Raw genomic sequence first — 15,434 nt, 5'->3', positions numbered from 1 at the left:
GGCGAAGTTCCCGCGCGAAGGACGAATACCAACGCATACCGCTGTTGAAGCTCCATCGCGATTGCGCTACACTGCCGGAGAAAGAGGAGAGGGGAGAGCCGTTCTTGCAAATTTTCAAAGCATTGAAAAGTTATTACTGGCAAGACAAAGGATTTCTTTGGGGCTCTGTCGGAGGGCTCGCGATCGCGACGGCGTTAGGGCTCGTGTATCCGCTTCTGCTCAAGTCGCTCATCGACGACGTCATTTTACCCGGCGAATTTTCGGGCGTGCTCGGACTGTCGTTTACGGCGGTCGGCGTTATTTTCCTGAAAGCTTGCTTCCAGTACTTGCACGGCTTCAGCGGAGGAAGGCTTGGCAACAGGCTCGCCTACAGGCTGAGAAACGGCTGTTACGGGAAACTCCAGAAATTATCATTTTCTTACTACGACAAGGCAAGAACGGGAGATCTCATGTCCCGTCTCACGGCGGACATCGAAGGCATCCGTCAATTCATCGGGTTCGGCTTCGCGCAGCTGCTGAACACGGGATTGCTGCTCGTCTTCGGCTTCGCCATGATGTTCGCGATCGATTGGAAGCTGACGTTGCTGACGTTCGCGATGCTGCCGGTGCTCGGCTTCGTGGCGATCCGCTTCGAGCAGAACATCCACCCGGTATTCCGTTCGATCCGTTCCGCGGTCGGCCGGCTGACGGTAAGGGTCCAAGAGAACGTAACGGGCGTACGCACGGTCAAGTCGTTCGCGAGAGAGCCGTTCGAGATCGATAGATTCGTGAAAGAGAACGTCGATTATCGCGACAACCACGTGGAACTGGCGGGCGTCTGGGCGAAGTACTTCCCGATGATGGAATTCGTCGCCAACCTCAGCGTGGCGGCATTGCTCCTCGTCGGAGGCTGGCGGGTCATCGACGGCACGTTATCGCTCGGCGATTTGATTGCGCTTTCGGGGATGCTCGGCATGATCGTCGCGCCGCTCTGGACGCTCGGGTTCCAAATTAACGGCTACACGCAGTCGAAAGCGTCCGGCGAAAGGCTGCTGGAATTGCTGAATCAGCCGATTTCGGTGAAGAACGCGAACAACGCGCTCGTCCTGGACGCCGCCGCCGTGAAAGGCCATATTTCGTACGAGGACGTCAGCTTCCGTTACGCGAACCGCGACGACTTGCCGTCCGCGCTGATCGGCTTCGAGCTCGACGCTCCGGCGGGCTCCGTCATCGGGCTGCTGGGCGGAACGGGTTCCGGCAAAACGTCGACGGTGGGTTTGCTGCTTCGGGCATACGACGTCGGCGAAGGCGCGATTACGCTCGACGGCATCGACATCCGGCATATCGAGCTGGAAAGCCTGCGCCGCCAGATCGGCGTCGTCTTCCAAGAATCGTTCCTGTTCTCGACGACGATCCGGGAAAACATCTGCTACGGATTCCCGGACGCGACCGATGAGGATATCTATGAAGCTTCGCGCCTCGCGCAAGCGGACGGCTTCATCCGCGAGCTTCCTCTCGGTTACGAGACGGTCGTCGGGGAGCGAGGCATGGGCTTGTCCGGCGGACAGAAGCAACGGATCGCCATTGCCCGCGCGCTGCTCGCGAAACCGAAAATCCTCGTTCTCGACGACGCGACGAGCGCACTTGACATGGAGACGGAACAAGAAATTCAATCCTCGATCCGCAAAGTGATGGCCGGCCGAACCGTGTTCATCATCGCGCACCGGATCTCGACGCTGCGCCGCGCGGACGAGATCGTCGTGCTCGACAAGGGTCGCACGATACAGCGCGGCACGCACGAAAAGCTCGTTCGTCAGCCCGGCTTGTACCGGGAAACTTACCGCATTCAGTTCGCGGACCGCCCGGAAGAGCTGGATATCGAAGCGAGCGCCGCGAGCGGAGAAAGGAGGGTGACGGGATGAGTCGCCAATTCGTCTATCAGGACGACGAACTGATCGAGAAGCCGTTCAACTGGAAACAAGTCGGAAGGCTGTTTTCCTTCGTCGCCCCTTACAAGTCCGCCGTCGCCCGAGTCGTCGTCATCATGCTCGCGTTCGGCATGCTGTCGCGGCTGGCCATTCCTTACTTCATGAGCGTCGCGATCGACAAGGCCATTCATCCGAAGGACGGCAACGGAGATTTCGGCATGCTGACGTGGATCGTCGTCGCGATGCTCGTGTTATACGGCACACGCTGGTGGGCGCAACGCTACACGATCCAGCAAACGAACGTCATTGGGCAGAAGGTTATTTTCGACCTGAGGGCGGCCTTGTTCAAGCACATTCAATCGTTGTCGTTCCGTTTCTTCGACAAGCGTCCGGCGGGCTCGGTGCTCGTCCGGGTCACGAACGACGTCAATTCCTTGCAGGATCTCTTCACGAACGGCGTCGTCAACTCCGCCATCGACATCGTGCAATTGATCGGCATTACGGTCATCCTGCTCGTGCTGCAGCCGAGCTTGGGACTCGCGATCATCATCACGGTACCGCTCATGTTCCTCGTGTCGACGTCGCTTCGGAAGAAAATCCGGATGGCTTGGCAGGTCGTTCGGATCAAGCAGTCCCGCATCAACGCGCACTTGAACGAGAGCATACAAGGCATTCGGGTAACGCAAGCGTTCGCGCAAGAGAAAGAAAACATCGGATTCTTCGACCGCATGAACGCGAGCAACATCCGTTCGTGGAATAGGGCGTCGGCGCTGAACCAATTGTTCGGTCCCGTCATCGAAGTCACTTCGGCGGTCGGCACGCTCATCTTGCTCCTGTACGGCACGCACCTGATCCAGAGCGGGGCGATGACGGTCGGCGTTCTCTTTGCCTTCATCACTTACGTAGGCAGCTTCTGGGAGCCGATCACGCGTCTGGGCAACATGTATTCGCAGCTTCTCATCTCGATGTCTTCCGCGGAGCGCATCTTCGAATTCTTCGACGAGAAGCCGGCCGTTCCGGAGAAGGAAAAGCCGACCGCGCTGACGCAGTTGAAAGGGGAAGTTCGCCTCGACGGCGTATCGTTCGGCTACGAAGCGGACCGCCAAGCGCTGAAGGGGATCGATCTCGACATCAAGGCGGGCACTTCGGTCGCTCTCGTCGGCCACACCGGTTCGGGCAAGAGCACGATCGTCAACTTGATCTGCCGGTTCTACGACGCGACGGAAGGTCGCGTGCTGCTCGACGGCATCGACGTCAGGGACGTGTCGATCGCGGGCTTGCGCTCGCAGATCGGCATCGTGCTGCAGGATACGTTCATCTTCTCCGGCACGATCCGCGACAACATCCGTTACGGCCGTCCGGACGCGAGCGACGCGGAAGTCGAAGCCGCCGCGCGTTCCGTCAGGGCGCACGATTTCATCGTCGACTTGCCGGGCGGTTACGACACGGAAGTCGAGGAACGGGGCAACGCCCTTTCCGTCGGCCAACGCCAGCTCATCAGCTTTGCCCGCGCGCTACTCGCGGATCCGCGCATTCTCGTGCTCGATGAAGCGACGGCCAGCATCGACACCGAGACGGAGCTTCGCATCCAGGACGCGCTGGCGACGCTGCTTCACGGACGGACGTCGTTTATCGTCGCTCACCGGTTGTCGACGATTCGGCACGCCGACATGATCGTCGTGCTCGATCACGGCGAGATCGTCGAGACGGGCAACCACGAGCAATTGATGAAGCGCCCCGGTCACTACAGAAATTTAGTTGACGCGCAATACCGGTACTTATCCGCCTAATTCGGACTTTACAACAATCGCCCGTTCGGCATTCGCCGGAGGGGCGGTTTGCGTTCATGCGCCGATTTGTAAAATGTCGCCGGAACCGTTATCGTGGAAAGAAATAGGGAATAACGGCGCGAAGGGATTCGTCGCCGACGAATGCGCATGGGGGGAGGAATCAGGTCATGAGAAGATCCAAATGGCTTTGGCCGACGCTCGGGTGGACGACGCTCGTCTGTTTGTTGTTGATGCTGACCGGGTTCGGGTGGGCGCTCAAGGACTCTTGGTTACCGGAGAGCGGTATCGCGCTACCCGAACCGTCTGCGCCCGAGAAGGCGACCGGAGGCGATTGGAGCGGCAAAACAGAGCTGTACGTCACCGCCCTCGGCGATTCGCTGACGAAAGGGACGGGCGACGCGACGGGCGAAGGTTACGTCGACCGCGTCGTCGAACGGCTGGCCAAGGAAATGGACAAGCCCGTTCATCTCGTCAACAACCTCGCGATCAACGGACTGCGTGCGGACCAGATGGCGGATAGGTTGGAGGAGAAAGGCTTCGCGACCGCGATTAGCAAGGCGGACATTGTGCTTCTGACGATCGGCGGGAACGATTTGTTCCAAGTCGCGCAGGACGGCGGCTCGCTCGCCGAGGGCGGGGATTTGTCCCCGGAGCTGCTGCTTGAGCGATTACCCGGGTTAAGACCTCGCCTCGAAACGGTCATGAGCAAAATCCGGGAGCTGAACCCGACCGCGCGGATCGCTTATGTGGGGCTCTATAATGCTTTCTACGACTTGCCGCAAATGTTGGGCGCGAGCGACGTCGTCGCGCAATGGAACGATTACGCGTTCGCCTTGGCGAAGGCGGACGGCAACGCGACGGTCGTGCCGACGTACGACTTGTTCGAATTCGACTTGAAGAAATATTTGTCTTCCGATCACTTTCATCCGAATGAATTCGGCTATTCGCGCATCGCGGACCGCATCGTTCAGGCGTTGCAATAACAGAGAAAGGAGTGGCGATAATGACGATCGTAACGGAGGACAGAAACCCGTCCATGGCGCAAGAAGCTTCTTCCCCGGAGCGGAACGATAAAGAAATCGTCTTGTCGGTGCGCGGTCTGAGGAAGTCGATCGGGCGCAAGCCGATCATCAACGGCGTATCGTTCGATGTGAGGGCGGGGGAAATATTCGGCTTCCTCGGGCCGAACGGATCCGGGAAGACGACGACGATCCGCATGCTCGTCGACTTGATCAAACCTTCGGCGGGCGAAGTGCTCGTCTGCGGGGAGAACGTCGGCAAGCATCCGGAGAAGGCGTTGTCATACGTCGGATGCATCGTGGAAAATCCGGAGATGTACGCCTTCTTGACCGGGTGGGAGAACTTGGAGCATTTCGCTCGCATGCAGAGCGGCATAACGGCCGAACGGATCGCCGAAGTCGTCGATATCGTCGGCATGGACAAGCGCATCCACGACAAGGTCAAAACGTACTCGCTCGGCATGAGGCAGCGGCTGGGCATCGCGCAAGCCCTTCTCGGCAAGCCGAAGCTGCTCATTCTGGACGAGCCCACGAACGGGCTCGATCCGCTCGGCATCAAAGAACTGCGCGAGTTCATCCGCATGCTGGCCGACGGGGGCATGAGCTTGTTCATCTCGAGCCACTTGCTGAGCGAAATCCAATTGATGTGCGATCGGGTGGCCATCATCGCGAGAGGTTCCGTCATCGCGGTGGGCGACGTGGACGAGCTCGTCTCGCAGGCGGGGACGTATACCGTGTGGCAAGTCGACCACCCCGACGAAGCGAAGGCGATGCTAGAAGCCGCGGACAAGGGCTCGGTATCGGGCGCGGTCTCGGGGACGGTCTCGGTCGTGCCGGACGGCGGGCACCGTATCGACGAGGCGATCCTGACGACTCTTCATCGGCCGATCGTGACGATCATGGATGACGAGGCCGTTCCCGGCTGGGTGAACCGCTTCGTATCGGCGGGCATCGCCGTTCGGTCAGTCCAACGCGTGGCGCCGTCTCTGGAAGAACTATTTCTGAAGCTGACGGAGGGGGAGCGCATTGGGTAACTTGCTCGCGTTGATCGAGAACGAAACGTTGAAGGTGTGGAAGAAAAAAAGATTCGCCGTCGTCGTCCTTATTCTGCTCGTTCTTATTCCTGTATTCGTGTACGCGCAAATGAAGATCGCGCAGAACACGGCCAAGAAGTACGATACCGATTGGCGTGCCGAGCTGCAAAGCCGGATCACCGACAATACGAACGCGCTCAGCAGCGAACGGATTCCCGAAGAGTGGAAGAAGTGGCGCAAAGCGCTCGTCCAACAATTGCAATATTATCTCGATCACGATATCAATCCGCAAACCCCGAACGCGGTCACGTTCACCCGTTCGTTCATGGACAACGCGGTGTCGCTGTTCATTCCGCTCATGGTGCTCGCCGTCGCGTCGGATCTCGTCTCGTCGGAGCGCTCGACGGGGACGATCAAGATGCTGCTGACGCGACCGGTGCGGCGATGGCGCATTTTATTTTCCAAGTTGGCTACCCTGACGTTGTACGTCTCGCTGATCGTTATCGCGACTGTCGTTCTCAGTTACTTGATCTCGGGTCTCGCTTTCGGGTATCGGGGCTGGGGAGAGCCGGTATTCGTCGGGTTTAAGGTGCAGGGCTCGGACGTCGACACGTCGAACGTTCACGCGGTCAGCCAGGGCGTCTATCTGCTCATGCAGTCGGGTCTCGTATGGTTCTCGGCCATCGTCGTCGCGATCATCGCGCTTATGGTAAGCGTCCTCGTAAGGAGCACGGCTGCCAGCTTCGTGACGATGATGGCGACGATCATCGCGGGAACGATTCTCGCGAACATGGCTTCGTCTTGGAAGACGGCGAAATATTTATTTAACGTCAATCTTGAAATATCGTCCTATTTACGCGGCACGCCGCCCCCGGTGGAAGGGATGACGCTCGGATTTTCGCTAGCCGTTCTCGCGATTTGGGGCGTCGTCGCGCTAATCGTGTCGTTCACCGTCTTTACGAAGCAAGACATCTTGAATTAGAATAACGGAAGTGCGTTCGATTCCTATGGGCGCGAGAGAAGAGCAAGGAGGTCCACAGGTGACCGAGCAAATCGATCTGTTCACGGAAAGCGCGGCAACGGCCGGCAGCGAATACAGCGCGGACGATATTCAAATACTCGAAGGCTTGACCGCCGTGCGCAAAAGACCGGGCATGTACATCGGCAGCACGACGGCCTCGGGTTTGCACCATCTGCTCTGGGAAATCGTCGACAACGCGGTCGACGAGCACTTGGCGAAATATTGCTCCCGCATCGACGTCACCATCAACAAGGATAATTCGGTGACGGTCGTCGATAACGGACGCGGCATTCCGACGGGCATGCACAAGAGCGGCATTCCGACGCCCCAAGTCGTATTCACGATTCTTCACGCGGGCGGCAAGTTCGGCGGCGGGGGGTATAAGAAGTCCGGCGGTTTGCACGGGGTCGGCGCTTCGGTGACGAACGCCTTGTCCGAATGGCTGGAAGTGGAAATCTACCGCGACGGCAAAATACATAAGATGAGATTCGAGACTTGGGTCGACGGAGCGGGCGTCGAACGCGTCGGAGAACCCGTCATGGGGCTCGACGTCGTCGGAAACACGAACCGGACGGGCTCGAAGATCACGTTTAAACCGGATCCCAAAGTGTTCCATGGCCACGTCAGCATGAATTACGAAACGGTATCCGAACGGCTGCAAGAAATCGCGTTCTTGAACTCCGGCTTGAAAGTGGTCGTGAAGGACGACCGGAACGGCAAGACCGACACCTTCCACTACGAAGGCGGCGCGAGCCAATTCGTTCAGTTCCTGAACGAAGAAAAGTCCGTGCTTCACGACGTGATCCATTTTACGGCGGAGAAGGACGACATCGAGGTCGAAGTGGCGCTCCAGTACAACGACGGCTACACGGAGACGTTGGCTTCGTTCGTCAACTCGATTCCGACGCGCGGCGGCGGCACGCACGAGACGGGCTTCAAGACGGCTTACACGCGCGTCATGAACGAATACGCCCGCAAAACCGGCCAGCTCAAGGAGAAAGACAAAAACCTCGAGGGCAACGATCTGCGAGAAGGACTCATGGCGGTCATCAACATCAAAATGTCGGAAGTGGAATTCGTCGGCCAGACGAAGGACCAGCTGGGGAGCGCTTCTGCGCGCAGCGCGGTGGATGCGGTCGTAACGGACAAAATGACCGTGTTCCTCGAGGAGAATCCGCAAGTCGGCCAGCTGCTGATCAAGAAATCGATCCAAGCGTCCAGAGCCCGCGAAGCGGCGCGCAAAGCGCGCGAGGAAATCCGCAGCGGCAAGAAACGCAGCGAAAGCCCGAGCCTCGGCGGCAAGCTCACGCCGGCGCAATCGAAGGACAGCTCGCGCAACGAGCTGTTCATCGTGGAAGGGGACTCCGCCGGCGGTTCGGCGAAGCAGGGACGGGATTCCAAATACCAAGCGATCCTCCCGCTCAAAGGCAAGCCGATGAACCCGGAGAAAGCGAAGCTTGCCGACATCCTCAAGAACGAGGAGTACAAGGCGATCGTGAACGCGATCGGCGCCGGCATCGGTTCGGAATTCGACGTCGAAGAGTGCAATTACTCCAAAATCGTCATCATGACCGATGCGGACACGGACGGCGCGCACATTCAAGTGCTGCTGCTGACGTTCTTCTACCGGTACATGAAGCCTCTTATCGACGCGGGCAAAGTGTTCATCGCCCAACCGCCGCTCTACAAGCTGACGCGTAAGTCGGGTAAGCTGGAGACGGTGCGTTACGCGTGGACGGACGACCAACTGGGGAGCTACATGAAGGAATTCGGCAAAAATGCCGAGCTGCAGCGGTACAAAGGACTCGGGGAGATGAATCCCGACCAGTTGTGGGAAACGACGATGAACTACGAGACCCGGACGTTCCTGCAAGTGCAGATCGAGGACGCCGCGAAAGCGGAGCGCCGCGTGTCGACGCTCATGGGCGACAAAATCGACCCCCGCAAGCGTTGGATCATCGAGAACGTCGATTTTACGGAGATCGAAGAGTAAGCGCGGCGCCGTCCGGGGCAATCGACCGGATGGTTAGGCGCATGTTGATAGGAGGCTAGGCGCTTGAGCCTACTGGAGCAGTTTCTACCCGCTTTTCTGGAAGAGGTCGTCGGCGACCGCTTCGGGCGTTATTCCAAATACATCATTCAAGACCGCGCCATTCCCGACGTCCGCGACGGATTAAAGCCGGTGCAGCGGCGCATTCTGTACGCGATGTACGATTCCGGAAACACGCCGGATAAGCCGTACCGCAAGTCCGCGAAGACGGTCGGCGACGTCATGGGCAACTATCATCCTCACGGCGACTCGTCGATCTACGAAGGCATGGTCCGCATGGCGCAGCCATGGAAAATGGCGCATATGCTCGTCGACGGCCACGGCAACTGGGGTTCGATGGACGACGATCCTCCGGCGGCGATGCGTTACACGGAAGCGCGTTTGTCGACGATTGCGATGGAACTGTTGCGCGATATCGAGAAACGAACCGTTCTTTTCAAAGATAACTTCGACAATACGGCGAAGGAACCCGTCGTGCTGCCGGCAAGGTACCCGAATTTGCTCGTGAACGGCGTGTCGGGCATCTCGGCCGGATTCGCGACGGAAATTCCGACGCATAACCTGCGCGAGATCATCGACGCCTGCGTCGCGCTCATGAGCAAGCCGGAGCTTACTGTTCCGGAGCTGATGGAGATCGTTCGCGGGCCCGACTTCCCGACGGGCGGCACCATCATGGGCGGCGACGGGATCCGAGAAGCTTACGAGACGGGCAAAGGCAAAATCTATATCCGTTCCAAAACCGCGATCGAGGAACTGAAAGGCGGCAAGCAGCAAATCGTCGTTACCGAAATTCCTTACCAGATCGTCAAGTCCAAGCTCGTGAACGCGATCGATAACCTCCGGATGGAGAAAAAGGTCGAGGGCATCGCCGAAGTACGGGACGAGAGCGGACGGAACGGACTTCGCATCGTCGTCGAGTTGAAGAAGGACGCGGACGCCGAAGGCATTTTGGCTTTCTTGCTGAAGAAGACAGACCTGCAGACCGCCTACAACTTCAACATGGTCGCTATCGTCAACAAGGCGCCGCGGCAGCTCGGCATCAAGGCGATTCTCGAAGCGTACGTCGACCACCAGAAGGAAGTCGTCACGCATCGCACGCAATACGACTTGGAGAAGGCCGAAGATCGCGCCCATGTGCTCGAAGGGCTCGTTAAGGCGTTGAATTTGCTGGACGCGGTCATCGAGACGATCAAAGCATCGAAAAACCGTCTCGACGCGCAAAACAATCTCGTCGCGAAGTTCGGTTTCTCCGAGCGTCAAGCGGACGCGATCCTGACGCTGCAATTGTACCGGCTCACGAATCTCGAGATCACGTCGCTCGAGAAGGAGCATGCGGAAGCGCTTAAGAAAATCGCTCTGTACCGTTCGATTCTCGACAATCCGAAGAAGCTGATGGGCGTCATCAAGGAAGAGTTGACGGAAATCCGCGAGAAATACGGCATCGACCGCCGCTCGGTCATCCAGGGCGAAGTGGAAGAGATCAAAGTCAATCTCGAGGTGACCGTGCCGGCCGAGGAAGTTCTTGTGACTTTGAGCCGCGAGGGCTACATCAAGCGGACGAGCTTGCTATCGTTCACGCGTTCGGGCGGCGAGCTCGGCAGCGCGGGCGTGAAGGAAGGCGACGTCATTCGCTGGAGCCTCGGGCTGAACACGCTCGATCCGCTGCTGCTTTTCACGCAGAAGGGCTATTACTACTTGCTTCCGGTGCACCAAATTCCGGAGTTCAAGTGGAAAGACACCGGAACGGCGATCGTGAACGTGCTTCCGCTCGCTAAGGACGATCGCATCGTCGGCGTCGTGCCGGCGAAGAACGCGGACTTCGCGGCTTCGGCCTCCGAAGTCGAGGGCGGCGAAGCGGGAGGACCGACGCTCGTGTTCGTGACGCGTCGCGGCCAAGTGAAGCGCACGCCTCTCGTCGATTACGCGACGAGCAGAAGCATGGCGATCGCCGCGTGCAAAGTCGCGGACGGCGACGAGATCGTCGGCGTCTTCCGTAGCGAGCAACCGGACGACATACTGCTCGTTACGGAGCAGGGCATGAGCATCCGCTTCAACTTGAACGAAGTCAGCTTGCAAGGGCGCGTAGCCGGCGGCGTAAGAGGCATCACGCTGAAGGACGGCGACTTGGTCGCCGGAGCGCTGCCGGTCGCGGGAGACGAAGGGGAAGTGCTCGTCCTGTCCGATTACGGCTACGCCAAACGTTCCCTGTTGCTCGATTATCCGCAGCAAGGACGCGGCGGCAAAGGCATCCAGACGTTCGAGTTCAAGGAAGGCAAACGGGTACGCCCGAACGGAACGCGGCTGATCGCCGTGTTCCACGTGAAGGAGGCCGCTTCGCTGCTGGCGTTGACGACGGGCGGCGCGGTATCGGAGTTCTCCTCGGAGAACGCGCCGGTCGACGACCGCAAATCCCAAGGCAAACTGATGGCGGCCGTCGATCGAGGCGACCTTCTGTCGGAGGCGTTCCGCAAGCCGTTGTCTCAACAATAACGCCATAACGCGCGAATAAGCGCCCCCGGTTGCCGTGATTCGGCTGCCCGGGGGCGCTTTCTTGTGCCGCTATCCCATTCGCTCAGAAGTCCCATACGCCGGTATCCCCGTTGCTCAGGAACACATTTGGCCCCTTTTGCCGATATCCCAGTTGCTCAGGAAGCCATTTACCTTCGCGGTCCGCCGCAGTCCGGCAAAACCGGTTTGCAGTACGCTACCAGCGTACTAAATGCGCCGTAGCCCGGCGAAAGCGGCTTATAGTACGCCGCCAGCGTGCTAAATGCGTCGCAGTCCGGTGAAAGCGGCTTGCAGTACGCTACCAGCGTGCTAAATACATCGCAGTTCGGTGAAAGCGGCTTGCAGTACGCTACCAGCGTGCTAAATACATCGCAGTTCGGTGAAAGCGGCTTGCAGTACGCTACCAGCGTGCTAAATGCGCCGCAGACCGGTGAAACCGGCTTGTAGTACGCCGCCAGCGTGCTAAATGCGTCTCAGTCCGGCGAAACCGGCTTGCAGCACGCTGGCAGCGTGCTTAATGCGGCGCAGTCCAGCGAAACCAGCTTTCAGCACGCTTTCAGCTTTTGGATAGAGACGTTCCTTTTAATCGTAAGGCCCGCCGTTCGTCTCCGCACGGTCGATCCATCTGAGCAAAATATCCAATACGACCCACAGAGGCACCGGTTCGTTTAGCCGGTCCAGCCACTGGGGGTCTTCTATGAGTCCGGCCTCTTGCGCCATCTGACCGATCATTTTGATTTTTTGATCCGCTTGGGACATGAACTTACCCCTCCTTGCCGCGCGCGATTCTCCGCGTTCGCCCATCTTTCGTGACCAGTATATGTCGGGGATTGTCGGCACGTTCGTTATCGTGCGGATTTATGTCGTAAATATTTAATCGCATTAAACTATCTTTCGACATAGGGCCTGAGTATAATAAAAGAGAAGGCAATGTTCGGGAGGAAAGGGGCGTCCCCATGGATAATGCGGCGGAATTTGTGAAAAGCTGGACGAAGCTCACGAAGGATTGGAACGCGCGAATGGAAGCGGAGCTCGCTCCTCAATTAACCGCGGGTCAACTGGAAGTATTGGAGTTGTTGCAAGCTTACGAGCCGATGAAACCGTCGGATTTGCTGCCGCATTTGGAAACGACGCCTGCGGCCATTACGACGCTTCTCGACCGTATGGAGAGAGCCGGTTTGGTGGAAAGAAACCGCGACGAAGGCGATCGCCGTATCGTCTGGGTGACCATGACGCAACTCGGACGCTCGGAAGTCGAACGGGGCGTATCGGTTAGAAGTGCCATCGTGAACATGTCGCTGGAGCAAATCTCGAGCCATAACCGGCAATTGCTGGTGTATTTGATCAGCAAAGTCGCCGGCACGAGAGAGCAGCCAGCCGTCTCCGCTTCGGATAAGAAAGCGGCTGCGGCCGGCGGAGAGCAAGATGGGTCAGACCCGGTAGAGCAAAGCACTCAATCTTCCGCGAGTTAAAGTTTCATAACGAACTCTCCAACGGTGCGAGTCCGTTGGGGCGTTATTGCTTGGTTTGAACGGATGACAACCTGATAAACGGCACTCTGCTTGCGGAATTAGTCGCCCAAAGCGACCTAATTCCTGAAAAGTGGCTCTGAGCATGCGGATTTAGTCGCCCAAAGCGACTAATTCCTGAAATGCGGCTCTAAGCGAGCGGAGTTAGTCACCCAAAGCGACTAATTCCTGAAAAGCGGCTCTAAGCGAGCGGAGTTAGTCACCCAAAGCGACTAATTCCTGAAATGCGGCTCTAAGCGAGCGGAGTTAGTCGCCCAAAGCGACTAATTCCTGAAATGCGGCTCTAAGCGAGCGGATTTAGTAGCCCAAAGCGACAAATTCTCAATGAAATAAGCCTTCGGCCCACGAATGGGACGAAGGCTTATTTCATGTTCGCGGTTTTTCTTAACCCGCCTTCGGCCGAAGCTTGAGCAGGTGGACGTTCATCTTGTTCAGCATCTTCTTGATGTTGGCGTAGTCGGCGTTCGTCAGCGTCGGATCGTCTCGGTTTGCGAGAGCGCGGGCTATCGGGATGACCGTATAATAGCGTTTTTTGTTTTTGGGGACGATGTGCACCCATGTCGGTTCCGTCGTGACGTTCTTCCATTCCGTCGCGAACGTGCCGTCCGCTTGACGGGTTTTGACAAGGGTGACGCCGAAGATCAGGCCTACGTCTTTCCAGTTGCCAGTTTGGTTGGAGATGAAGTTGCCCATCGAATAGATGACGAGTCCGCGATGCGGCATTCCGTCGGCGCTCTCCCCGGCGGGGACGTCGATGACGTCGTATGGCTGGACGACGTGCGTATGCGAGCCGAGAACGATGTCGGCGCCCGCCTCGACAAGATCCCGGACGAGAGTCGTCTGCGCTTCGTTCGGCAGCCGTTGGTACTCGATGCCGAAATGAAGGCTCACGGTCACGACGTCGGCGCCGGCTTCTTTCAGTTTGGCGATATCCGCTTTGATGCGGGAAGGCTCTATTAAGTTGACGGCGAACGATTTGTTCTGAGGCACGGGGATACCGTTCGTGCTGTACGTATAAGCGGCGAAGCCCATGCGGATGCCGTTGCGCTCTTCGATGACGAACCGGCCGCTCTCCGCTTCGGTCGCGGACGTGCCGAACGGAACGAGGCCCGCTTTGCGGACGTTCGCGAGCGTGCGCTCCACGCCCGGAAATCCGCGGTCCATCGCATGGTTGTTGGCGGTCGACACCAATTGCACGCCGGCGCCCTTCAGCGCTACGGCGAGCTCGTAAGGAGCGTTGAACCGAGGGTAGCCGGTATACTTCAGATCTTTGCCGGCGATCGGCGTCTCGAGATTGGCGACGACCCAGTCTCCTTCCGCGAAGATCGGCTTGACCTGCGCGAACCAGGAGGAGAAATCGTATTTGCCGGTCGCCGCATCGTAATAGCCGGGCAATTGCGGCGAGTGGGTCATAATGTCGCCGACCGCGACGAGCCGGGCTTCCGTGACGGCCGGGCCTTCCGGAGTCGGCGAAGCCGACTCTCCGCTGTCCGCCGGAGCGGAGGGCGTGCCCTGCCCGCCCAGTCCGCCCGCGGAACTCGTCGCGGACTGGGAAGGGGATGCGGGCGAGTTAACGCCCGCGCCTGAACAGGCCGTCAGCGTGAACGCCGACAGCCCGATCGCGATAGCCAGTACCGAACTTCTGATCAATACATTCCTCTCCTCGGAACGAATCGGTTTACTTGCCGCTTTCCCAACGGCCGTAGATGCCGCAAGGCAGCGTCATGCCGCTTCTCGCGATCGGCAATCCGATCTCGCCGCAATCGAGGGTGCCGCCGAACTTCCTGCGGAACGACAGGTTGAGCAGGTTGCTAAGCACGGTCGGCGACAAGCCGGTCGTATAAGAGTTGACGAGAACGAAGAGAGGCTTGTCCGACAAGATCGACATGCACGACTCGAGGAACGGAAACAAATTCTCTTCGAGCTTCCACATCTCGCCGTTAGGGCCGCGGCCGTAAGAAGGAGGATCCATGATGATCGCTTCGTATTGGCGGCCTCTGCGTTCTTCGCGCTGGACGAACTTGAACACGTCGTCGGTAATGTAGCGGATCGGCGCGGAACCGAGTCCGGACAGCTCCGCGTTCTCCTTCGCCCATTGAACCATGCCTTTCGCGGCATCGACGTGGCAGACGTCCGCTCCTGCCGACGCCGCGGCGACGGTGGCGCCGCCCGTGTAAGCGAACAGATTCAATACGCGAATCGGGCGGTTCGCCTCGCGGATCTTTTTCATCATCCAGCTCCAGTTCACCGCTTGTTCGGGGAACAGTCCCGTATGCTTAAAGCTGGTCGGCTTGATATGGAACTTCAGCGGACCGTATGAGATGTTCCAACGCTCCGGAAGAGCGCGCTTGTAAGTCCATTGTCCGCCGCCGCTGGCGCTTCTGTAATAATGGCCGTCGGCTTGTTTCCATTCGGCGTTCTCGTTGCGGAGCGGCCAAATGATCTGGGGATCGGGCCTGCGCAAAATCACGTCGCCCCAGCGTTCCAGTTTCTCGCCGTTGCCCGTGTCGATCAATTCGTAGTCTTGCCAATCCGTTGCCATCTGCATAGTCGTCTATTCTTCCTTTGTCTGTTGT

At 58.5% G+C, this 15,434-nt stretch carries 11 protein-coding genes; 8 read left to right on the top strand and 3 right to left on the bottom strand.

All coding sequences use genetic code 11. The features are described from left to right. Positions 1 to 104: 104 nt before the first annotated feature. The 7 genes from ACFPPD_RS03140 (at position 105) to gyrA (ending at position 11,311) form a co-directional block, all read left to right on the top strand. A complete protein-coding gene (locus tag ACFPPD_RS03140; protein WP_209743030.1) occupies positions 105 to 1,901 on the top strand; it encodes an ABC transporter ATP-binding protein in 1,797 nt (598 codons plus the stop codon). Continuing rightward, positions 1,898 to 3,697, top strand: coding sequence for an ABC transporter ATP-binding protein (locus ACFPPD_RS03135; RefSeq protein WP_209743028.1), 1,800 nt, complete (start codon positions 1,898 to 1,900; stop codon positions 3,695 to 3,697). The genes ACFPPD_RS03140 and ACFPPD_RS03135 overlap by 4 nt, the downstream gene beginning before the upstream one ends. A 167-nt stretch (positions 3,698 to 3,864) precedes the next feature. Continuing rightward, complete coding sequence (locus ACFPPD_RS03130) at positions 3,865 to 4,680, top strand: GDSL-type esterase/lipase family protein (RefSeq protein ID WP_209743026.1); 816 nt, start codon at positions 3,865 to 3,867, stop codon at positions 4,678 to 4,680. A gap of 53 nt (positions 4,681 to 4,733) precedes the next feature. Continuing rightward, complete coding sequence (locus ACFPPD_RS03125) at positions 4,734 to 5,750, top strand: ABC transporter ATP-binding protein (protein ID WP_209743662.1); 1,017 nt, start codon at positions 4,734 to 4,736, stop codon at positions 5,748 to 5,750. Further along, the gene (locus ACFPPD_RS03120; RefSeq protein WP_209743024.1) at positions 5,743 to 6,732 is read left to right on the top strand and encodes an ABC transporter permease; all 990 of its coding nucleotides are present in this window, start codon (positions 5,743 to 5,745) and stop codon (positions 6,730 to 6,732) included. The genes ACFPPD_RS03125 and ACFPPD_RS03120 overlap by 8 nt, the downstream gene beginning before the upstream one ends. Positions 6,733 to 6,790: 58 nt before the next feature. Next, on the top strand, positions 6,791 to 8,764 hold the full coding sequence (gene parE / locus ACFPPD_RS03115) for a DNA topoisomerase IV subunit B (protein ID WP_209743022.1): 1,974 nt from the start codon (positions 6,791 to 6,793) through the stop codon (positions 8,762 to 8,764). Positions 8,765 to 8,827: 63 nt separating this feature from the next. Then, positions 8,828 to 11,311, top strand: a complete 2,484-nt coding sequence (gyrA, locus tag ACFPPD_RS03110) for a DNA gyrase subunit A (RefSeq protein ID WP_209743020.1) — start codon at positions 8,828 to 8,830, stop codon at positions 11,309 to 11,311. Between the two features lie 600 nt (positions 11,312 to 11,911). Here the strand turns inward: gyrA and ACFPPD_RS03105 are convergent. Continuing rightward, the gene (locus ACFPPD_RS03105) at positions 11,912 to 12,088 is read right to left on the bottom strand and encodes a hypothetical protein (RefSeq protein WP_209743018.1); all 177 of its coding nucleotides are present in this window, start codon (positions 12,086 to 12,088) and stop codon (positions 11,912 to 11,914) included. A gap of 197 nt (positions 12,089 to 12,285) precedes the next feature. Here ACFPPD_RS03105 and ACFPPD_RS03100 point away from each other — a divergent pair, with 197 nt between their 5' ends. Continuing rightward, on the top strand, positions 12,286 to 12,801 hold the full coding sequence (locus ACFPPD_RS03100; protein WP_209743016.1) for a MarR family winged helix-turn-helix transcriptional regulator: 516 nt from the start codon (positions 12,286 to 12,288) through the stop codon (positions 12,799 to 12,801). A gap of 441 nt (positions 12,802 to 13,242) precedes the next feature. Here ACFPPD_RS03100 and ACFPPD_RS03095 read toward each other — a convergent pair whose 3' ends face one another. Together ACFPPD_RS03095 and ACFPPD_RS03090 are read right to left on the bottom strand one after the other, a co-directional pair. Next, on the bottom strand, positions 13,243 to 14,508 hold the full coding sequence (locus ACFPPD_RS03095; RefSeq protein WP_209743014.1) for a CapA family protein: 1,266 nt from the start codon (positions 14,506 to 14,508) through the stop codon (positions 13,243 to 13,245). 28 nt (positions 14,509 to 14,536) lie between these two features. Then, complete coding sequence (locus tag ACFPPD_RS03090) at positions 14,537 to 15,406, bottom strand: class I SAM-dependent methyltransferase (RefSeq protein WP_209743012.1); 870 nt, start codon at positions 15,404 to 15,406, stop codon at positions 14,537 to 14,539. Positions 15,407 to 15,434 lie beyond the last annotated feature (28 nt).

The organism is Cohnella suwonensis (genome assembly GCF_042655365.1).
In the GTDB taxonomy this organism is placed as follows: Bacteria; Bacillota; Bacilli; order Paenibacillales; family Paenibacillaceae; genus Cohnella; species Cohnella suwonensis.
The sequence above is the reverse complement of the archived record's forward strand: the minus strand, read 5'-3'. Positions and strand labels throughout refer to the sequence as shown.

What these genes read in the sequence shown, in the direction of transcription:
- ACFPPD_RS03135 (WP_209743028.1), top strand. Translation starts at nt 1,898, where the DNA reads ATGAGTCGCCAATTCGTCTATCAGGACGACGAACTGATCGAGAAGCCG.
- ACFPPD_RS03130 (WP_209743026.1), top strand. Translation starts at nt 3,865, where the DNA reads ATGAGAAGATCCAAATGGCTTTGGCCGACGCTCGGGTGGACGACGCTC.
- ACFPPD_RS03125 (WP_209743662.1), top strand. Translation starts at nt 4,734, where the DNA reads ATGGCGCAAGAAGCTTCTTCCCCGGAGCGGAACGATAAAGAAATCGTC.
- ACFPPD_RS03105 (WP_209743018.1), bottom strand. Translation starts at nt 12,088, where the DNA reads ATGTCCCAAGCGGATCAAAAAATCAAAATGATCGGTCAGATGGCGCAA.
- ACFPPD_RS03100 (WP_209743016.1), top strand. Translation starts at nt 12,286, where the DNA reads ATGGATAATGCGGCGGAATTTGTGAAAAGCTGGACGAAGCTCACGAAG.
- ACFPPD_RS03090 (WP_209743012.1), bottom strand. Translation starts at nt 15,406, where the DNA reads ATGCAGATGGCAACGGATTGGCAAGACTACGAATTGATCGACACGGGC.